22 protein-coding genes are annotated in these 17,201 nt (G+C 68.5%); 14 read left to right on the forward strand and 8 right to left on the reverse strand.

Annotated elements, in window-relative coordinates:
* Window positions 1-324: hypothetical protein (locus tag ACFYOB_RS39715; RefSeq protein ID WP_388569455.1), on the forward strand; the 324-nt coding region annotated here is incomplete at its 5' end.
* Between the two features lie 6 nt (window positions 325-330).
* On the opposite strand, the gene ACFYOB_RS39720 is transcribed toward ACFYOB_RS39715, so the two are convergent.
* The gene (locus ACFYOB_RS39720; protein WP_388569458.1) at window positions 331-1,533 is read right to left on the reverse strand and encodes an IS110 family transposase; all 1,203 of its coding nucleotides are present in this window, start codon (window positions 1,531-1,533) and stop codon (window positions 331-333) included.
* Between the two features lie 360 nt (window positions 1,534-1,893).
* Here ACFYOB_RS39720 and ACFYOB_RS39725 point away from each other — a divergent pair, with 360 nt between their 5' ends.
* On the forward strand, window positions 1,894-2,721 hold the full coding sequence (locus ACFYOB_RS39725; protein ID WP_388569461.1) for a hypothetical protein: 828 nt from the start codon (window positions 1,894-1,896) through the stop codon (window positions 2,719-2,721).
* 95 nt (window positions 2,722-2,816) lie between these two features.
* Here the strand turns inward: ACFYOB_RS39725 and ACFYOB_RS39730 are convergent, their stop codons facing one another.
* Window positions 2,817-3,173, reverse strand: coding sequence for a hypothetical protein (locus ACFYOB_RS39730; protein WP_388569464.1), 357 nt, complete (start codon window positions 3,171-3,173; stop codon window positions 2,817-2,819).
* Between the two features lie 82 nt (window positions 3,174-3,255).
* Here ACFYOB_RS39730 and ACFYOB_RS39735 point away from each other — a divergent pair, with 82 nt between their 5' ends.
* The 5 genes from ACFYOB_RS39735 (at window position 3,256) to ACFYOB_RS39755 (ending at window position 6,581) form a co-directional block, all read left to right on the forward strand.
* Window positions 3,256-3,495, forward strand: coding sequence for a DUF932 domain-containing protein (locus ACFYOB_RS39735; protein ID WP_388569467.1), 240 nt, complete (start codon window positions 3,256-3,258; stop codon window positions 3,493-3,495).
* A 261-nt stretch (window positions 3,496-3,756) separates the two neighbouring features.
* Entirely contained in the window at window positions 3,757-4,614 is an 858-nt protein-coding gene (locus ACFYOB_RS39740) for a hypothetical protein (protein WP_388569470.1), read from the forward strand.
* Between the two features lie 318 nt (window positions 4,615-4,932).
* Window positions 4,933-5,373: a hypothetical protein gene (locus tag ACFYOB_RS39745; RefSeq protein ID WP_388569473.1), complete on the forward strand. Its 441-nt coding sequence runs from the start codon at window positions 4,933-4,935 to the stop codon at window positions 5,371-5,373.
* 234 nt (window positions 5,374-5,607) lie between these two features.
* On the forward strand, window positions 5,608-6,237 hold the full coding sequence (locus ACFYOB_RS39750) for a TetR/AcrR family transcriptional regulator (protein WP_388569476.1): 630 nt from the start codon (window positions 5,608-5,610) through the stop codon (window positions 6,235-6,237).
* On the forward strand, window positions 6,234-6,581 hold the full coding sequence (locus ACFYOB_RS39755; RefSeq protein WP_388569478.1) for a nuclear transport factor 2 family protein: 348 nt from the start codon (window positions 6,234-6,236) through the stop codon (window positions 6,579-6,581). The genes ACFYOB_RS39750 and ACFYOB_RS39755 overlap by 4 nt, the downstream gene beginning before the upstream one ends.
* A 282-nt stretch (window positions 6,582-6,863) precedes the next feature.
* Here ACFYOB_RS39755 and ACFYOB_RS39760 read toward each other — a convergent pair whose 3' ends face one another.
* Both ACFYOB_RS39760 and ACFYOB_RS39765 read right to left on the reverse strand, forming a co-directional pair.
* Window positions 6,864-7,748 (reverse strand): IS982 family transposase, encoded by an 885-nt coding sequence (locus ACFYOB_RS39760; RefSeq protein WP_388569481.1) that lies wholly within the window; start codon window positions 7,746-7,748, stop codon window positions 6,864-6,866.
* A 111-nt stretch (window positions 7,749-7,859) separates the two neighbouring features.
* Window positions 7,860-8,477, reverse strand: coding sequence for a TetR/AcrR family transcriptional regulator (locus ACFYOB_RS39765; RefSeq protein WP_388569483.1), 618 nt, complete (start codon window positions 8,475-8,477; stop codon window positions 7,860-7,862).
* Between the two features lie 71 nt (window positions 8,478-8,548).
* Here ACFYOB_RS39765 and ACFYOB_RS39770 point away from each other — a divergent pair, with 71 nt between their 5' ends.
* Window positions 8,549-9,028, forward strand: a complete 480-nt coding sequence (locus ACFYOB_RS39770) for a DUF1453 domain-containing protein (protein ID WP_388569486.1) — start codon at window positions 8,549-8,551, stop codon at window positions 9,026-9,028.
* A gap of 217 nt (window positions 9,029-9,245) precedes the next feature.
* Here ACFYOB_RS39770 and ACFYOB_RS39775 read toward each other — a convergent pair whose 3' ends face one another.
* Window positions 9,246-10,076 (reverse strand): hypothetical protein, encoded by an 831-nt coding sequence (locus ACFYOB_RS39775; protein ID WP_388569542.1) that lies wholly within the window; start codon window positions 10,074-10,076, stop codon window positions 9,246-9,248.
* Between the two features lie 578 nt (window positions 10,077-10,654).
* Between ACFYOB_RS39775 and ACFYOB_RS39780 the strand changes: the two genes are divergently transcribed.
* From ACFYOB_RS39780 to ACFYOB_RS39805, 6 genes are all read left to right on the forward strand, one after another.
* Window positions 10,655-11,644, forward strand: a complete 990-nt coding sequence (locus tag ACFYOB_RS39780) for a Ku protein (RefSeq protein WP_388569488.1) — start codon at window positions 10,655-10,657, stop codon at window positions 11,642-11,644.
* 21 nt (window positions 11,645-11,665) lie between these two features.
* The gene (locus ACFYOB_RS39785; RefSeq protein ID WP_388569491.1) at window positions 11,666-12,688 is read left to right on the forward strand and encodes an RNA ligase family protein; all 1,023 of its coding nucleotides are present in this window, start codon (window positions 11,666-11,668) and stop codon (window positions 12,686-12,688) included.
* Between the two features lie 86 nt (window positions 12,689-12,774).
* Window positions 12,775-13,011 (forward strand): hypothetical protein, encoded by a 237-nt coding sequence (locus ACFYOB_RS39790; protein WP_388569494.1) that lies wholly within the window; start codon window positions 12,775-12,777, stop codon window positions 13,009-13,011.
* Between the two features lie 234 nt (window positions 13,012-13,245).
* A complete protein-coding gene (locus ACFYOB_RS39795) occupies window positions 13,246-13,875 on the forward strand; it encodes a hypothetical protein (protein ID WP_388569497.1) in 630 nt (209 codons plus the stop codon).
* A gap of 228 nt (window positions 13,876-14,103) precedes the next feature.
* Window positions 14,104-14,262 carry a hypothetical protein gene (locus tag ACFYOB_RS39800; RefSeq protein WP_388569499.1) on the forward strand — a complete coding sequence of 53 codons (159 nt, stop codon included), beginning with the start codon at window positions 14,104-14,106 and terminating at the stop codon, window positions 14,260-14,262.
* Window positions 14,263-14,270: 8 nt separating this feature from the next.
* Window positions 14,271-14,516 (forward strand): hypothetical protein, encoded by a 246-nt coding sequence (locus ACFYOB_RS39805; RefSeq protein WP_388569502.1) that lies wholly within the window; start codon window positions 14,271-14,273, stop codon window positions 14,514-14,516.
* A 259-nt stretch (window positions 14,517-14,775) separates the two neighbouring features.
* Here ACFYOB_RS39805 and ACFYOB_RS39810 read toward each other — a convergent pair whose 3' ends face one another.
* From ACFYOB_RS39810 to ACFYOB_RS39820, 3 genes are all read right to left on the reverse strand, one after another.
* Window positions 14,776-14,949 (reverse strand): CsbD family protein, encoded by a 174-nt coding sequence (locus ACFYOB_RS39810; RefSeq protein WP_388569504.1) that lies wholly within the window; start codon window positions 14,947-14,949, stop codon window positions 14,776-14,778.
* A 123-nt stretch (window positions 14,950-15,072) separates the two neighbouring features.
* On the reverse strand, window positions 15,073-16,662 hold the full coding sequence (locus tag ACFYOB_RS39815) for an IclR family transcriptional regulator C-terminal domain-containing protein (RefSeq protein ID WP_388569506.1): 1,590 nt from the start codon (window positions 16,660-16,662) through the stop codon (window positions 15,073-15,075).
* On the reverse strand, window positions 16,655-17,200 hold the full coding sequence (locus ACFYOB_RS39820; protein WP_388569509.1) for a hypothetical protein: 546 nt from the start codon (window positions 17,198-17,200) through the stop codon (window positions 16,655-16,657). The genes ACFYOB_RS39815 and ACFYOB_RS39820 overlap by 8 nt, the downstream gene beginning before the upstream one ends.
* Window position 17,201: the final 1 nt, after the last annotated feature.

A 17,201-nucleotide genomic window follows, 5' to 3' on the forward strand; every position in this document is an offset into this window, starting at 1 on the left:
ACGACACGACAGGTTACGACTCCCACCGAATCACCGCCCCTACTCCTGACCAGCGAAAACGCCGCCCTCAAGTCCGGAAAGACAACAACCTCTCAAGGCGAAGCCCGTCGCACGGCGACAGCCCTTCGTCTGGCCGCGGACAAGCAGATCCTTGCAGTGCGCTTTCATCAGGCCGCTCCGCCCGCGAACGGGGCAACGACTGATGTGGCAGCCGCTGCGTGGAACCTTTTGGTCGCATTCGCTGGGATCTGGCACGACCACCCTGAGTTCCCCGCTGATGCCGCCAGGGAGACGTTCGAGTTTGACTGCGATGCGCCTCTCTAGCGGGTCTCACGCCGTTGTGGCGGGCCGGGATTCGTAGAAGGTTCCGTCGCGGAGCATGGCGAAGAGGACGTCGGCTCGGCGTCGGGCGAGGCAGAGCAGGGCCTGGGTGTGGTGCTTGCCCTGTGCAATTTTCTTGTCGTAGTAGGCCCGGGAGGCCGGGTCGGACAAGGAGGCGAACGCGGAGAGGAAGAAGGCCCGTTTGAGCTGCTTGTTTCCGCGTCTGGAGGGCTGTTCGCCGCGGATCGATGAGCCCGAGCTGCGGGTCGCGGGGGCGAGTCCCGCGTAGGCGGCGAGGTGGCCGGCGGTCGGGAAGGTGCTGCCGTCGCCGACCTCGATCAGGATGCGGGCTCCGGTCCTGACGCCGACTCCCGGCATGGACGTCAGGACCTTCGAAAGAGGGTGGGCCTCCAGGAGTTCCTCGATCCGCCCGGCCAGCAGTTTGCGCTGGTCAAGGACGGCGGCCAGGGATCCGGCGAGGCTCGGGACAATCAGCGCGGCCGCCTCGGTGCCGGGCACCACCACGGTCTGCTCGTCCAGCGCGGTGAAGATGTCCTCGACCAGCCGCTCGGCCATCCTCGGGGCCTTCGGCCGCAGCAGGGTGACCAGGCGGCGCCGTCCGGCCTTGCGTATCTGGGCCGGCGACCCGAACCGTTCCAGCAGGGTCAGGACGGCCGGGTGCTGCAGCCGCGGCCCCAGCACCCGCTCCAGCGAGGGATGGATCTGGGTCAGCAGGCCGTGCAGCCGGTTGGCGACCCGGGTCGCTTCGCCGGCGAGGTCGTCGTCGAAGCCGACGATCATCTCCAGCTCGGCGATCGTCTCGTCCTGGCCGTCGATCGCCCGCAGCGTGTGCGGCATCGCGCGGGACGCGTCCGCGATGATGAACGCGTCCTTCGCATCCGTCTTGGCCTCACCCGGGTAGAGGTCGGCGATCCGCCGCATCGTCAGCCCGGGAAGGTAGGCGACCGGGCAGCCCATGTCGCGGGCGACGGCCAGCGGCAGGGCTCCGATCGAGGCCGGCTGATCGACCACGACCAGCACCGTTCCGTGCTTGGCCTGCAACTTCGCGAACAGCTCGCGGAGCTTGGGCTCGGTGTTGGGCAGGCGCTTGTCGAAGGCTTTCTTCCCGGCTGGTGTGACGGCAGTGGCGTGGTGTTCGCCTTTGCCGACGTCCAGGCCGAGGAAGACGTCGATGGTGCTGATGTCGATCACGCGCAGAGCCCCTCCATCACGCTTTCGTCCGGCCTTGCCTCGGCACCGAGCTGCCACACCCACGTTACGGAGAGCTCAACCGGCCTTGGGTGAAGCCGGTGCTCAAGCCCCTCATCAGCGGTCCGTCGATGCCTCCGGGCTCGGTGACACCACCCCCCGGATCATCAACCGCAACAAGGGGGGGAAGTCATGCCGGACCCGAAGGCCGGAGGCCCCATTGCGGAGCCACGAAAACGGTAACGGGGGGGGACGACCGATGACCTCTCCGTCGGCCCGGCACCCGAGCCGGCGCCGCGCCCTCACGGCCGGGACGATCTCAGCACGTTGGCTGCTGCGCGCCAGCTCGTCGTGGATGACCCCATGTTCAGCGCTCCTGGGCTGCCGGGGACGTTCCGGCTGCAGCTGTTCACCGCGCCCGGGGCACGCCCGGTCGCGGTGGCGACCCAGATCGGCGGCGAGGAGGGGAAGGGGTTGATGAACGGGGCAGAGAGCTACGCGGGCGCGGTCTGGGAGCGGCACTGCCCCGACGAGGACCTGCCGCCTGTGTGGGTGGAGTGGCAGCTATGGCCTGAGGGCGGCAGCCAGACCTCCCGTTTCCGGCGCGTGGTGTTCGCCGACGCCGACCGCTATCGGCCCAGCGGCCCGCGTTGGACGGCAATCACCCACGAGCAGCTGCTGGACCTCGTCGGCGCGCCCGTCGCAACCGACCGTGGAACCGGCTATGTGCGGCGCCCGGTCGAGCCGGAGCCGCAGTTGGTGTTCGAGGAGTTCGCGGTGACCCGTCTTGCTCGCCCCCGCCCGTTCCGCGAGCCGCAGTGCATGCCGGTCGGGGTGCCCTGGTGGCGGCGCTGGATGCGTCAGGTCCTGCCGCGCCGGGCTGGCCGTACGTGCTGCTGGTACCACGGCGGCGACTGGCACAGCGTCAACGCGATGGCGCGGCAGGTGCTCCGCGATTCCCGGGCGCAGTCCGTGGGCGCCGAGGATGTGCAGGGGTTCGCCGTGGCGTACGCGGCATCGGTCGGCGCCACCGACTGGGAGACCGAGGCACTGGCCTCCCTGTTCAGTACATGGGATGCGATCCAGCCCGACAGCGAGGCGGGCTACATCAACGGGCAGCACCGGTCTCAGGCCATGCTGGAGGCGGGCGTTCGACGCACCGTCGTCCTGCGCCACGTCCACGAGGCGTAGCCGCTCTGCCGTGGAGCGGTGGCGAGGACTACGAGGAGTTCAGCGGTCACATCGACCCCGACCAGCCCGACACCGTTCAGCACCTGGCTTCTGCGTCAGGCCGGAACGGCCTCCCGCTCCAGCGCGGTGGCGTCCAGGACGCTGTTGACGGCCTCGATGAACGAGGCGAAGTCGCCGTCGCCGAGGCAGAGCCGGATGCTCTCCAGCGACTGCACGGACCACCGCCATCCGGAGTCGGTCACGGCGTTGTGGTCGCGGGACGGGCCTGCCTCGTGTTCCATCTCCGCGAAGACGAGACTGCGGAACCCGAGCATCCTGTGGGCGGCGTGGCCGCTCTGGTACGAGCAGTGCACCCGCAGCCCCGCCCGCATCAGCCGGGACGCCTGCTTCGGGCCCGAGGTGCGGCTGATCACCTCCAGCAGGAGGTAGGCAGGGTGAAACCGGATGGGCATGAAGGGCCGGCTCCGGGGTGCGGGCGGTGCATCGCCGGGCTCAAGGGCCGACAGCTGCTCGGCCAGCAGGCCATAGAAGTCGTTGCGTTCGACAGTCTCGGTCAGGTCCACGCCCGAGAACCTGTTCGAGCACGCGGACACCCAGGCTGGTATCCGGGGAACGGCGTGGGCGGGCTACAACGCCATCACCGAGTACGCCAACCATGTCGCCCCGGCACGCGGCGCCACCTCGGTACTGAAGAGCGCCGCTCGCGCGGAGCGAGTCATCACAGGCACCGCCGACGACGTGATGGAGCGGGCCTTCCGCCTCATGACGGTCTAGCCCAACTGGGGGCGGGGGCGGGGGGGGGGGGGGGGCGGCCGCCCCCCCCCCCCCCGCGCCCCCCCCACGGCCCAGGAGCATGGGGAGCGGGACCGGGATTGCCGACCTGCCGCAGCGGGCCCTGGCTGTCAGATGTGGCGGTCCGTAGCGGGAGCGTCCCGTCCATGCCACGGAGAGGACCGGGACAGATGGGCCTGGGCAGAAGGACGAACATCTGTTTTCGGCCCCCCCCGAACGGCCGGTCCGGCATGATCCATGCTCATGACACCGGAACTCGTGGGCGCCGCGAGCGCCTTGCTGGGTGTGGCCCTCGGTATCGTTGGCACCCTAGGCGCCGCCCGAATACAAGCGAAGGGCGCTCATGCCCAGGCTGACGCGACCTATCGAGCCGCCGTCACCACCGCCCAGGTTCAGTACGCCGGCACTATCGCCCAGCAGAGCCGTGCCGCACAGCGCGCTGCTTACGTTCGCTTTCTGACGACTGCCCATGCCTTCGAGCTCGCCGTCCGGCCGGCACGAGAGCAGGTAGGTTCTGCACAGGTGGGCTCTACAGATGACCCCCTTGCAGAGCCGATGCGGGAACTTCGAGCAGCTTTTGCCACGGTCGAGCTCGAAGGGCCCCAAGCTATCCTGGAAGCCGCGGACGCCGTCACCGACAACGCAGCAGTCCTCGCCTACATCTTGCGTGAACACGCATCCGAGCTGGAGGCGTGGGACACCCTCGGCGAGGCTGCCTATTGCGACCCGCCAGCGACCGAGGCTAGAGAAGCGACCGATGCTCTAAACGCTGTTGTCGCTGCCCAGCGCAATCTCCCCCGTGACGTCCAGGACTCTTTCGCCGAAAGACCGGATGACGCCGATGCGCTGGCTGGTACCGGCACTCTTGGAGTGATCTACACGAGCGCCCGGACCCGTGCCGAGACTGCCCTGCTTGCCGTCGCTGCCTCCGGTGTGCTGACCGATGAGCAGGCCAACATGCTCCTGTGGGACGTAACTGGGGGAGCGCGCACAGTGCGAAACGCTTTCTGGGGGAGGCAGTCGGCGCTGGAGGACGCCATTTCCAGTTTCACTCATGCGGCTCGTGATCACCTGAACGATGTTACCGCCGAGTTGTCTTAGCGACATGGTGGGGGAGGCCAGGAAGAGCCTCCCTTTCCTTTTCTAGTGTTCTCTATTCGGTTTCCGGGCGCCCTGTATTTCTTCCGTCATTCTCTGACGTGTCATCAGGTTTGGAGGATGTGACGTTCCGTCCGCGACGCATGCCAGAGATATCGAAACGGATCGCTAGCGGTGGAGTAAGTCGAATTTCGGAGTCCCAGGATTCGGCCGTAAGGCCGCCACGGAATCCAGGCACGTACCCGCCCCCCCGCGGGGCGATCAGGGCTCTGACCGGGGGTTCCGTGGTGGGTCCCCGCTCCTGCGTGGTCTACTCGCGGCATGGCCACCTCGAACTTGGACTACTGCGGCTCTGGATTTTGGGTCCGCGACGAGCAAGCTGAAGTGTGGCTGTACCTGCTGGCGCAGGAGGCGAAGGCGGTCGCTGACGCTCCGGAGTGGTTGGCCGGTGCCTGCGACGACTGGGAGATGCAGGCCACGACCGGCTTCGTCGGGTTCGTCTCGTCCTGTCTGGACGAGCACCTCGGGACGGAACCCGCTCGGGTCGCGCTCGCGCTGCACCTCTCGGAGTGCGTCCTGCAGCGACTGCTCGCATGGACCCCCGCCATCCCGAAGGATCTCGTCAACTCCTACGGCACAGGCGGCCATGACGAAGGCTTCGACGCGGACCTGCCCGTCGAACCCATGCTGGCGTGCGGTCGCGCGTTCACAAGCCTTCTGCGCGGACAGCTCCCGCCAGGACACGACAGCTGGGCCTGCTGACCTCGGCCGTAGGTCCGTCTCCAAGCGGTGGCCCTGCCGGCGCCGAGCCGAGCACCGAGGTTGTCCATCAGGGCCAGGTATCGCGCTCGGTCACATCAGCGATTGTGATTTAGCGCTTCAGTTGGTTCTGACCGCTCTTCCGTGACGACTACGGCATCTGACGGAGTGTGCAGCGCCGGTCGGGTCGCAGCACATGCTAGTTTGTGAGCGATCGTTCAACTACGAGGAGCGTTGATGGGTCGTAAGCAGGTCTGGGATCAGGGAGAGGTACTGGCCTCCGCCATGCGGCTGTTCCGTCGTCGTGGATACCTCGGCGCTTCGCTCCGCGACCTCGAAGAAGCGACCGGAATGCACCCGGGCAGCCTGTACCGGGCGTTCCAAAGCAAGGAGGGCCTGTTCAGCGCCGCGCTGGACGCTTACAACGAGCAGGTGGTCGAGCGTCGGGTCAGCGTGCACCTGCGGGATACAGAGGACCCGGTGGCCGGCATCCGCTCGTTCTTCACCTCGGCGTTCGACGCGAACCCCGGCCCGGAACCCGATCCGGGGTGCCTGCTCACCAACACCGCGGTGGAGTCATTCACCGTTCCCCAGGCCAGCCCCGGCGTACGCCGGGGCCTGGAGACGATCGAGTCCGGTTTCGCCGACGCACTGACGCGCGCCCGTGCCCAGCAGCTCTTGCCCGCGGAACTCGACGTTGAGATGTCGGCCGCCCAGCTCCTGACCCTCTACCAAGGCCTCCTGGTCCTCGTCCGCTCCGGTACGACCGTCGCCAAACTGCACCGCATCACAGACGGAGCCCTGACGTCGATTGGCGCAGGGCACACCAAGACATTCAAGCAAGCCAAGAAAGAGGAACAGCGATGAGTGACCAACAGCAGCTCTGGAACGACTACGCCGCGTGCTGGTCGGCCGACCCCGCGATACGACTCGGCGCGCTCGGCGCGGTCGCGGTGGACGACGTCACCTACCGGCACCCGGGAACCGAGGTCGGCGGGCTGGCCGCATTGGACGCATACATGAACGGCTTCGCAGGGGCGTTCCCCGGACACCGCTTCCGTATCGACGAGGTCTTCGACCACCACGGCCGATCGCTGGCTCGCTGGACCCAGATCGGCCCGGACGGCGAGGCCTTCATGACAGGCGTGAGTAGCGCGGTGCACCGCGAGGGCCTTCTCGCCGACGTGACCGGGTTCTTCCTCCCCGCCTAAGCACTTCAGACAGCTTCGGCGAACCCGCTTGTCGGCCACGCAGTCCAACTGCCGCGCTCCGTGCCCAGCTGGCGGGTTGATCCCGGTCCGGCTTGAATGGTGCGGCGCACCCGTTCGCGGAGAGCCGGTGCGCAGCGCGCAGCCGCTGCCGCATGCTCCCTGAGCGGCCTGCGCCGCCGAAAGGTGGCGCCCACGTCCACCGAAGGCCGTAGTCATCACGGAAGCGCGGTCAGAACCCTTCAGTTGGCCTGTTAGCGGTCTAGATGAATGAGTCCGATGTTCTCAGTGGTCATAGGCGATCAGGGAGCGTTTGATCTTGGCGCCGATGGTCCAGTTGTGCCAGATGCCGGCTGCGAGGGCGAGGAGGCGTTGGCCGGTGCGGGCGAATACCCCTGCGGGGGTTCTGCCGCCGTGGTGTTCCAGGCTGAGCTGGCCTTTGAGGGTGTCGAAGACGGCCTCGATCCACTGGCGGACACGGGCAAGGCGGCCGTGCCGCACAGGTTCGTCCTTCCGGTCCGGCCGCACCAGATGGACGCCCAGGCGCTCGGTTAGGAACGTTTCGAACTCCCGCCCGGCAAAGCCCTTGTCGGCCAGGATCACCTGACCGGTGCGGACGAGGTGGTGGTCGCGTTCCAGCAGTGCGGTCATCACTTCCCGGTCGCCGAGCTTGGGGTTGGCCAGGCACCAGGACACCGGCATGCCTTCAGCGGTGGTCAAGAGGTAGAGCCGGAATCCCCAGAAGAAGCGTGAGTGGCTGCGGCAGTAGCCGTATCCGGCGTGGCCGGCCAGCGCGGAGCGTTTGACGGTCTCCCGGGAGGCGGCGCAGGGCAGTGGTGTGGAGTCGATCAGGCGCAGGTCGTCGTTCCAGGTCGGGACCTGCCTGGCCAGGGCCTCGATCATGTGGCTGATCAGGGGGCCGGCGGCGTTGAGCCGCTTGTTGTAGGCGGACTGCTGGGGCAGGTAGCGGAAGAGATGTCCCAGCCGGGCGTGGGCGAACCGGATCCAGTGCCGGGCGGAGGGGAAGCCGAGCAGGACCTGGGCGACCGCGAGGCACAGCAGTTCGGCGTCCGTCAGTTTCGGGGGTCGCCCGATCCGACGACGGGGGGCCACATGGTCGTCGATGAACACGTACAGTGCCGCCAGAAGGGCGTCCAGGCTGGTCTTCACACACGAGCCAACGGGCGCCCTTCGCCTTGGTCGCGGCCAGCACGAAGGATGAAGGCGCATAGTGACAGCTCCGGCACCGTCTACCGCTGCGGCGCCGGTTTCAGGATGAAGTCAGTCGCCGGACCTGAGCGCGTCCAGGTGCCGCCGTAGCACCTGCCGGATCAGCTCCGGCGGGAAGCGATCGGGTAGCAGCGCTGCCTGCAGGGTGAGCCCGTCGAGGAGGGCGGTCAGCCGCTTGCTTTCCAGGCCGACGTCCAGGCCGTCCGGCAACGCGCCGGATCGCCGTGCCTCGTGCATCACGCGCGACACCAGAGCGTTCATGCCCTGCTGCATCTCAGCCGCGCAGGGCCGCAGTTCGGGGCGGGTGTGTGTTGCGGCGGCGAAGGCAAGCCAGATCGCGGCCTCCTCCCGGCGGGCGGCGTCGAGGGGGAGAAACTCGGCCAGTAGCTCCTCGGTGGTGGCACGGCGGTCGGTGCCGCTTTCAGGGGAGAGCAGCCGCTCGGTGTGCGCACGGACGCGCTCGTCGATGCGATTACTCAGCTCCCGCATCGTGAAGATCATCAACTCTGAGTGGTCGGCGAAGTAGTGGCGGATCGAGCCGATGGCCAGTCCGGCTTCGTCGGCAACGTTGCGCAGCGATGCGTGCTCCAGTCCGTGTCGGCCAACGACAGACAGGACGGCCTGGGCAACGGCCCTGCGGCGGGCCACTGGATCGACGATCTTCGGCATGTTGTCGTTATAGCACAGTCAAGCTACCATCATTTTGGCATGATCGTGCTACAAAGATGGGTGGTAAGTGAGTGAACCCCTGGCTGCTCGCGGCAATCGTCGCGGTGCTTGTGATCGCCATCGTGATCAAGCGGCTGATCGGTGAACCAGTGAACGTGCGGGACCTGTTCGTGGCGCCGGTGATCCTCACCGGCATCGGCATCCTGTCCCTCGTCAAGGTGAAGGACGTAGCCGAAACCGACCTCACCTGGGTCATCGCAGGCACTATCCTCGGCACCGCTCTCGGTGCGCTCCGCGGCGCCACCATCCAACTCTCCGACAAGCACGGCGTCCTGTGGCAGCGCTACACCGGCCGCACCTTCCTTACCGTGCTCGGCACCTTGGCGGTCATGGCTGGCTTCAGCGTCCTCGCGGGGAAGATGGGCATCCACGAGGAGTCACGCCCCATCCACCTCTCCATCGGCGTCAGTTTCCTTGGCGAGTCCCTCCTGGTTGCCTGCCGGGGCAAGGCCGCCGGCATTCCCTTTGCACCAGACCACAGACACCGTTGACTGGGCATCACACCCTTCACCTGCACGTCCCCAGGGAGGCAAGGAAGCCTGGTCGTCAACGCGCTGCCGCAGCGGCCACCGGCCCCGCCAGTTATCACGAACAGACCAACGAGCACCTTTCGTCAGGGTCGCGGCCTACTCAGACATCGGACTCACTCATCTAGTTGGCTCGGGTGTGCGCTGTTGTTGGCCCGCGGGTGTGATCTTCGGCGCTGGTTCAGGAGGCGGTCGCTCGGGCAGAGCGGGATTGGGCGCGCAGTGCAGGCAGCCGGGCGTGGTCGTCTGCTCCGGCGAGGCTCTCGCCCAGAGTGAGGAGGGAGAGGAGTCGCACGGGCCGGCCGGCTGCGGCGGCAGCCTCCAGTTTGTGGTGGCCGTCGAGGAGGAAGTGGGTCAGGCCCCAGTGCGCGGCAGGGTCATCTGCCAGGCCGAGCGAGGACTGGCACACGTCCAGCGTGGAGATTGCCACCGCCGTGGGGACCGTTCCCTGTTCCATGAGCGCGACGTACTCCTCGACATGCTCCCTTTCGTTCCAGGTCGGGGGAACCATGGGCACGACGAATTCGTAGAGGTGGGTGGCCGTGTCGACGGCGGTCTCGAAGGTCCGGTAGTACGGGGTGTGCGGGTACTGCGGGAGGCCCCAGAACTGGTCGACCCCCCACGCCGTGACCTGTTCGTCGCTGAAGTAGTCGCCTTCCTTGCCGGGGATGATCAGCCGGGGTTCCACGCGCAGGAGCAGCGGAAGGTACTCGCCCTCCGGCAGCAACGCACCGAACGCATCGATCACGCCGCTGTCATCTGGATCGTCGAGTGCACCAGCGAGCGGTTCCTGCATGCTCTCCAGAGACAACTTCTCGCTCGCGGTTTCCAGCCGGCGAAACAGGAGCGGGCACGTTCCGCAATAGAAGCTGAGCTCGAAGGCAGGCTCGCCGTCGACCATGAGCAAGCGGCGCCTCGGCCCGCCGCCGAGCTCCTGCAGTTCCGTATCGAAGTGCAGCCGCGCCTCGGGGGAAGGGACGCCGAGAGTGCGGGGGTCGCCCGTTTTGATCATCACGGACCGACCGTACGGGACGTCGTGAGGCGGCTCCACCGAGTACTGAGCGCGTATCTGACCAGACGGGCCAACTAGAGCGCTAAGTCACAGCTGGGAGCAGATCCGGGCAGTCACCAGGGAAAACGTCCGAATCAAGGGGCTGTACCCCCATACCGGACTGCACATCCACTTCATTCACGACAGCTACAGCATCCTCGGACCCCCCGCGGGCTTGGGCCACCCCCGCAGCATCCCCCGCCGCCCGGACGGCAGCGTTCTGCTGTGTGTCCTTGGCCCGATGACTGCACAGCAGCAAGCAGACTTCGACGACGCCCTCACTCGCTACGCTGGCCCGCGCTGGCATCCGGAAGCCGGCCGCTGACGCCCGCAGAGTCCTCCAAGCGCCCCTCTTCCTGATCCCAAATGGCCAACTACCGCTGAGCAAAGTGGCCACCTGCGGTTGCACGCAGGCCCGTGACCTGCGGTTCCCGCAGACGGGCTGGACGCCTACCGCTGGAGGTCACAGAGAGGGATGCGATCACGTGCCCGAGGACTTGAAGCTGTAGGTACGGGGGCAGCGTAAGGCGGTGGTGGCCGTGGCTCGTCCGGTGTGGGCCGGGAATCTGTCGTTTGGGCTGGTCAGCCTGCCGGTAGGCCTCTACGCGGCCACCGACAGCCACACCATCCACTTCCATCAGCTTCAGCGAGGGACCTCGGACCGGGTCCGCAACCGGCGGGTGAACGAGCGGACCGGTGACGAGGTCGGGCTGGACGACATCGTCAAGGGCTACGACACCGGCGAGGAGTACGTGCTGGTCGAGCCCGAGGAGCTGGACGAGATCGCACCGGGCCGCTCCCGGTCGCTGGACATCGCCGGGTTCGTCGGCCTGGACGAGGTGGACCCGATCTTCTTCGACAAGACGTACTACCTGGGACCGCGGGGCGCCGAGAACACCAAGGTCTACAGCCTCCTGGAACAGGCCCTGGCCACAGCGGGCAAGGCAGGCATCGCCACCTTCGTTATGCGCCAGCACGAGTACCTGGTGGCGGTGAAAGCCGAGAACGGCGTCCTGACCCTCCACACCCTGCACTGGGCGGATGAGATCAGGGATCCGAAGAAGGAGATCGGCAACCTGCCCGGCCAAACGAAGGCCTCCGACAAGGAGCTGAAGATGGCCGAGCAGCTCATCGACGCCCTGAGCATGCGCTGGGACCCCGAGGAGTTCCACGACAGCTTCCAGGAGAAGGTCGCCGCCATGATCGAGGCCAAGCGGGCCGGGGAGACGGTGGAGAAGGCCGAACCGGCGGCGAAGCCGACTGCCGCGGTCGACCTCATGGAAGCCCTGCGCGCCAGCGTCGAGCGGGCCGGGAGCCCAAAGGCCACCGGAGGCAAGGCCACCACCTCCGGCAGGACCGTCGAGAAGAAGCCCGGAGCGAAGAAGCGCATCCGCTCCGCGCCGAAAGAGGACTTGAGCGGCCTGTCGAAGGCCGACCTCTACAAGAAGGCCGCCGCCGCCAGCATCCCCGGCCGCTCCCACATGACCCGCGACGACCTCGTCAAAGCCCTGGCCTCATCCCGGACGTGAGCGCGAAAGAAGGTTATGGGGGTGACGCTGCGACCGCCGGTGGAGCCGATGCTGGCGCAGGCCGTCGAGTCGGTGCCAGGCCCCGGAGTGCTGGGCGAGCTGGCATTTGAGCAGAAGTTCGACGGCTACCGGGCACTGCTGTTCACCCCCACCAGTGCGGCCGGCCGGCTGCTGGTGCAGACCCGGCGCGGGACACTCATCCAAGACCGCTTCCCCGATCTCCTCACCGCCGCCCAGCAACTGCCCGCCGGCCTGGTCCTCGACGGAGAACTCGTCGTCTGGGACCAGCAAGCGGGCCACCTGTCCTTTGAAGCACTGCAGCGCCGAGCCGCCGCCCGCAGCCGCACCGCCCGTCGGCTCGCAACGTCCCTGCCCGCGTACTTCATCGCCTTCGACATCCTGCAGCAGGACGGAACCGAGCTGCTGAACGACCCCTACCGGAAACGCCGCGCCCGCCTGGAAGCCCTCTTCACCACGCACCGGCTGTCCTCCCCCTGGACGCTGTGTCCCATGACGACCCACCTGGACAAGGCGAACGAATGGCTGGAGTCCTGGACCGATGTGTCCGGCGTCGAGGGCCTCGTGGTCAAAGCCATGAACCAGCCCTACCGGACCGGCTACAGAGGCTGGTACAAACTCCGACGCCGCGACACCACCGAAGCCATCATCGGCGCCATCACCGGCACCCTGACCCGACCCCAGCTCCTCCTCCTGGGCCGCCACAACCCCCACAACCACCTCCGCCCCATAGGCCGCACCACCCCCCTGCGCCCCGAAGCAGCGCACCTGGTCGGCGGGAACCTGACCGCAGCCGAACCCGGACACCCATGGACGGGCCTGCGGTTCACCTCGGCATGGGGCAGCAGGGACATCCTGGACGTGACCCTGGTCCACCCCGACCTGGTCGCGGAGATCAGCGCCGACACAGCCGTCGACAGGGGCGGCGTCTACCGGCACCCCGTGCGCTTCAAGCGGCTGCGCCTGGACGTCACGGTCGACGATGTTCCCCGGTTGGGAGCGGGCCCGGCCGCGGCGGCCGGCTGAGTACCGGCAGAGAGGTACCAGGCGCCCTGGCACAGAACAGGGCGCGGCGTGGACTGGCGGGCTGGTCCGGCCCTTAGGATCTCGCGGTGGCAATCGAACTGACCGACGAACTGATCCAGCTACGGCGTGCGGCTGATCAGGCCCGGGCCCGGGCGACGGCCGGCCCGTACAGCGCGGAGGCGTGGCGGCCGTGGCTGGAGGCCGCCGCGGTGGTGCACGACGCGGTCACCGAGCATGCGAAGGCGACCGGGCAGAACCGCTACGAGGTCGAAAAGGCCTTGGTGACAGCGGTAAAGAATACGGAGGGCGCTCCCGAGGGCTGACCCGGTCCGCCCGTACACCGGGCCCGTGGAGCGGTGCTGCGGCCTTCGGCAGCCAGCCGTCCGTCCTGCGCGTGACCCAGTGCGTGCTTCCCGGCAAGGCTCCCCGGGGCCGGTGATGAACACGCCACTCGAAGCGGTGACGCGACACCGGCGACCGCAACGCGGCCGTTTCCTTGTGGTGCCGGTCCCGTTGGTCACGATGCCATCCGCCCAGTCGATCATGAGGGCTACTCCGTGAAGATCCGCACCACAGCCGCCGCCGCCCTTCTGGCGGCCTCCGCCTTGGCCGCTCTCGCTCCGTCCCAGGCGTTCGCCGCGCCGCAGGCCCCGCCGTGCACGAAGAAGAACATCGCGTATCTCGACGCACAGAACCATCACGAGGATGCCGAAGCCAAGGTCACGGCAGCCGAACAAGCCCTCGACCGCGCCAAGGCCGACCGGGCGAAGGTCGACCGCCTCGCAGAGCTCGGCGAGGCGCTGGACAACGTCTTGACCCGGGATGGCTCAGACCGGGCACGCAGTGTCGCCTACAAGATCCACCCTGAGCAGTACGTGCTCGCCCAGGCCGTCTGGAAGCACGATGCGGTCGCCAGTGCCGATGCCGCGGTGAAGCTTGCCGACGCGACCGAGAAGGAGCTCAAGGATCAAGGCGCGCAGGGCACCCTTGGGGGCAACCGGGCAGGGGAGTACGTCAAGGTGCTGCGTGCGGATGCCGAGAAGGCTCGTTCCGCCACCGAGGCACCGAATGTCGAGGCCCGCCAGGCCGACCTCGACGCCGCACGGGCCGAGCTGACGAAGGCGGCCAAGGCGGTGCGCCCGGCGCGCGACACCTACCGCGACTGCCTGGACAAGCTCGTCAACTGAGGAAATGCGGAGGGCGCTCCCGAGGGCTGACCTGGTCCGCCCGTACACCGGGCCCGTGGAGCGGTGCTGCGGCCTTCGGCAGCCAGCCGTCCGTCCTGCGCGTGACACTGGACTGACACCGGTCCGGCGCTGCCCGGGGGATTGTCAGTGGTGGCTGAGACGCTGGCATCAAACGGCAGGCTCCGTGCTCTCGCGGCGGCCGCTCAGCAGCGTGACGGAGGTCCGGCGATGGCGATGGTGAGTTTCAAGGTGAGATGGGTCCTCGACGGCCAGGAGAAGACCTCGGCCGTGCACTACGACCGGACCTCCGCCGAGCAGCGGCAGCAGGAACTCGCGCAGTGCGGAGCCACGGCCGTAGAGATCTTCGAGACCACCCACGGCCGGTAGACGACACCATGCTGCCCACACCCCCGCTGCCGACGGTCCGCTTCCACGTGTCGATGACCTTCACCCCCGGCGGACCGAAGGTCGAGGGGGCCTGGGAAGCCGAGGCATCCGCGGTGAACCGGTTCCGCGGCTTCATCGGAACACACGGCTCGGACGACGTGACCATCACCTTGTCGGCCGAGACGGACGGCAACCGGCGCCGCCTACGCACCTGGACGCAAGACCACGGCGAGGTGCTCCACGCCGGGCAGTGACCGGCCTGACGGACCTGCTGCGACCCGGCCCTCGGTGAAACCCTCCCGGCCCCAACGCCCTCTCACCGGCGGCCGCGCCTGCAGCGACGGGCCGAGCAGCCGTGGCCCGCTCACCTGCCCGGTCGTGGTTGCGTACGACGAGGCGCAGCTGCGCTGTGCCCGACGGGGCCGGCCGGATGTGTGGATGCGGGTGAACGCGGCTGGGCCCCGACCTGGGGAGGTCGGGGCCCAGACCGTCAGCGGCTGTGGGCCGCGCGCGTCAGTGGCGGAAGGCGTCCTTGACGTCTTCCTTGGCGTGGCGGGTCTTGCCCTTGGCCTGGTCGGCGCGGCCTTGGGCGGTCATGCGTTCGTTGCCGATGGCGCGGCCGACGGTCTCCTCGGCCTTGCCCTTGGCCTGCTCGGCGTGTGCCTTGCGCTTCTCCGTGCCCGACATTGGGGACCTCCTCGTTGTTGTACCGGATTGGTCGTGACCGCTCTCCTGCTCCCCATCGCCGCCCGCAAACCCCACCATGCGGCCCCCGCGCCCGGCTTTGTGGCCAGCGTCGGGTTGGGCGGGTCACATGGCGGCGGCGTAGGTGTCGGCGATGGGGGTGAGAGGGACGCCGTGGTCGTTGAGGTCGTCGACCACATCGGACCAGTCCAGAGCCGGCTTGCCGCTGGCGGCTGGCCGGGGCGGGCGGGTGGGATTTCCGACGTCGTGTTCGGGCCGGCTGGGTGCCGGGCCGGTCCGCACCGTGATGGCGGCCGGCCGAGCGAGGAGCAGCCCGTCGGTAGGCGGGACGACCGCGATCTCCCCTTGCCGGGGTGAGGCGGGTTCGACGGGCGGGTTGCCGCTGAGGAGGAGGCTGAGCAGGACGGTGGCGGACTGGTCGGTGAGGGTCTGGGCGGCTTCCTTGAGGCGGTGGCGCTGTGAGGCGGGCAGGGACAAGGCGAGGGCTTCGGCCTGACCGAAGCTGAGGGGCACCGCCACGCACACCTCACGCGGGGAGTACTCCTGCCAGTCGAACTGCACCGAGCGGGGACCGTTGTGGTCGATGATGCGAAACAGGCGTGCGGGGTCGGTGATGGTACGCGGGGTCAGGCGAACGGGGTGGCGGCGGGCGAGGTGGTCCATGCGGGCTTCGAACGGCAGCTGGTGCAACAGGCTCTTGCCGACCGCGCTGGCGTGCCCGGCGAACCGGAAATCGACCCACTCGTAGACGCGGGGGGCCTGGGGGCCGTCGGAGAGCCGGGAGATATGCACCTCGCCGTCGGTGTAGCTGCTGACGTAGACCGCGGCCCCCACCGCGTCCCGCAGCGTGGCCAGCGTCCGCTGCAGCGCACTCTCGGCCGCACCCCCCGACGGCTGCGCCAGCGCCAGCAGATCCGGGCCCGGCGCATACCCCCCATCGGGCAGCCCGTCGGCCATACCGCGCTGGCACAGCCACGGCAGCAGCCGCTCCACCACCCCCTTCGAAAGCCGGGCCCGCTTCGACAACTGCGCCGGGCTGAGCGCCACGGAAGAGCCGTGCAGCACATGCAGGATCCGCAAAGCCCGCTCCACCGCCTTCCACTGCGCCGGTGCCGACCCCTGCCCGGGCACCTGCCGCGCCGCCACCGTCAACCGCGGAGCACGCAACGGCGAGGCCGAGAACTCGACGCTGCGCCCCGGCATGCCGCCCGCGCCGGACAGGAGCGCCGCGCACAGCTCGTCGGCGAACTCGGAGTCCTCCACGGCCTGTCCGTCGGCCGGGAACGCCGCCATGTCCTCACGCAACGCGAGCGCGTCGCCGTGCCCGAGGTGGGCAGCGGCCGCGACCAGCTGGGTCACCTCGGTGTGGAGCTCGGGTCCGCCCAGGCGGGCGGTCAAGACCGCGAGGCGGAAGACGGCGCCGGGGTGGCCGTGCTCGGCGGCCTGGCCCAGCCACTGCTCGGCGGCCTGCGCGTCCCCGCGGCGCAGGGCTTTGGAACCCAGACGGTAGGCGGAGTTCACATCGGCCGCATCCGGCCGCTTCCTGCCACCGGGGCCGTCGGGTGGGCTGGGTGCGGCCCAGCTGCCGTCGGGGCGGTCCCAGAAGTCGGCCGGGCCCGCCAGGCGGGACATCAGGGCGGCAAGCCGTGCGGCGGTGTTCCCTGCGGTGCGCCGGTCCGCTGTTACGTCACTCACCCGAGTCCCTTTCCCCACGTTGCCGCATCCGCCCCGCAGGGCGGATCAACTTCCTCAATTTCTGTCGCAACTCCTTGATCGCCCGCACACGCTGGATCTGCACCTGTTTGCGGGGAATGCCCATCGCGGTCGCGATCGCCGTGTCGTCGGCCCCGCCGCTCTGCATCTCCACCACCGTCCGCCGCTGCCCCGGGCGCATGGTCCGGATCGCCGGGATGACCACCGTCTCCAACAGCGCGGTGTCGTCGTGGAGCTGCCCCTTCCAGGGCTGCACACCGGACTGCAGGCTGTCCGGGGCACGCGGTATGGGAACCGGCCTGCCAGCACGGGCCTGGTCGGCGACCAGGTTGCGGACCACTGTCAGGTAGTAGGGCACCACCTCCCGGCCGGCCAGGGAGGGATCGGCCAGCCATCGTGTCGCTGTGCGGTAGAAGGCCTCCTCCGCGATTCCCTCCTGCCAGGTCGGCGGCATCGCCGGACACCGGCGGCGCAGCCAGCGCAGACCTTGGCGCATGCACTTCGGGTACGCGGCGAGCACA

Source organism: Streptomyces sp. NPDC006463 (assembly GCF_042870715.1).
Classification (GTDB): domain Bacteria; phylum Actinomycetota; class Actinomycetes; order Streptomycetales; family Streptomycetaceae; genus Streptomyces.

Bases quoted from the DNA above. Each gene is read 5' to 3' on its own strand.
- ACFYOB_RS39775 (WP_388569542.1), bottom strand. From the start codon at position 10,076: ATGATCAAAACGGGCGACCCCCGCACTCTCGGCGTCCCTTCCCCCGAG.
- ACFYOB_RS39750 (WP_388569476.1), top strand. From the start codon at position 5,608: ATGGGTCGTAAGCAGGTCTGGGATCAGGGAGAGGTACTGGCCTCCGCC.
- ACFYOB_RS39755 (WP_388569478.1), top strand. From the start codon at position 6,234: ATGAGTGACCAACAGCAGCTCTGGAACGACTACGCCGCGTGCTGGTCG.
- ACFYOB_RS39765 (WP_388569483.1), bottom strand. From the start codon at position 8,477: ATGCCGAAGATCGTCGATCCAGTGGCCCGCCGCAGGGCCGTTGCCCAG.
- ACFYOB_RS39810 (WP_388569504.1), bottom strand. From the start codon at position 14,949: ATGTCGGGCACGGAGAAGCGCAAGGCACACGCCGAGCAGGCCAAGGGC.
- ACFYOB_RS39745 (WP_388569473.1), top strand. From the start codon at position 4,933: ATGGCCACCTCGAACTTGGACTACTGCGGCTCTGGATTTTGGGTCCGC.
- ACFYOB_RS39800 (WP_388569499.1), top strand. From the start codon at position 14,104: ATGGCGATGGTGAGTTTCAAGGTGAGATGGGTCCTCGACGGCCAGGAG.
- ACFYOB_RS39730 (WP_388569464.1), bottom strand. From the start codon at position 3,173: ATGCCCATCCGGTTTCACCCTGCCTACCTCCTGCTGGAGGTGATCAGC.
- ACFYOB_RS39725 (WP_388569461.1), top strand. From the start codon at position 1,894: ATGTTCAGCGCTCCTGGGCTGCCGGGGACGTTCCGGCTGCAGCTGTTC.
- ACFYOB_RS39805 (WP_388569502.1), top strand. From the start codon at position 14,271: ATGCTGCCCACACCCCCGCTGCCGACGGTCCGCTTCCACGTGTCGATG.
- ACFYOB_RS39740 (WP_388569470.1), top strand. From the start codon at position 3,757: ATGACACCGGAACTCGTGGGCGCCGCGAGCGCCTTGCTGGGTGTGGCC.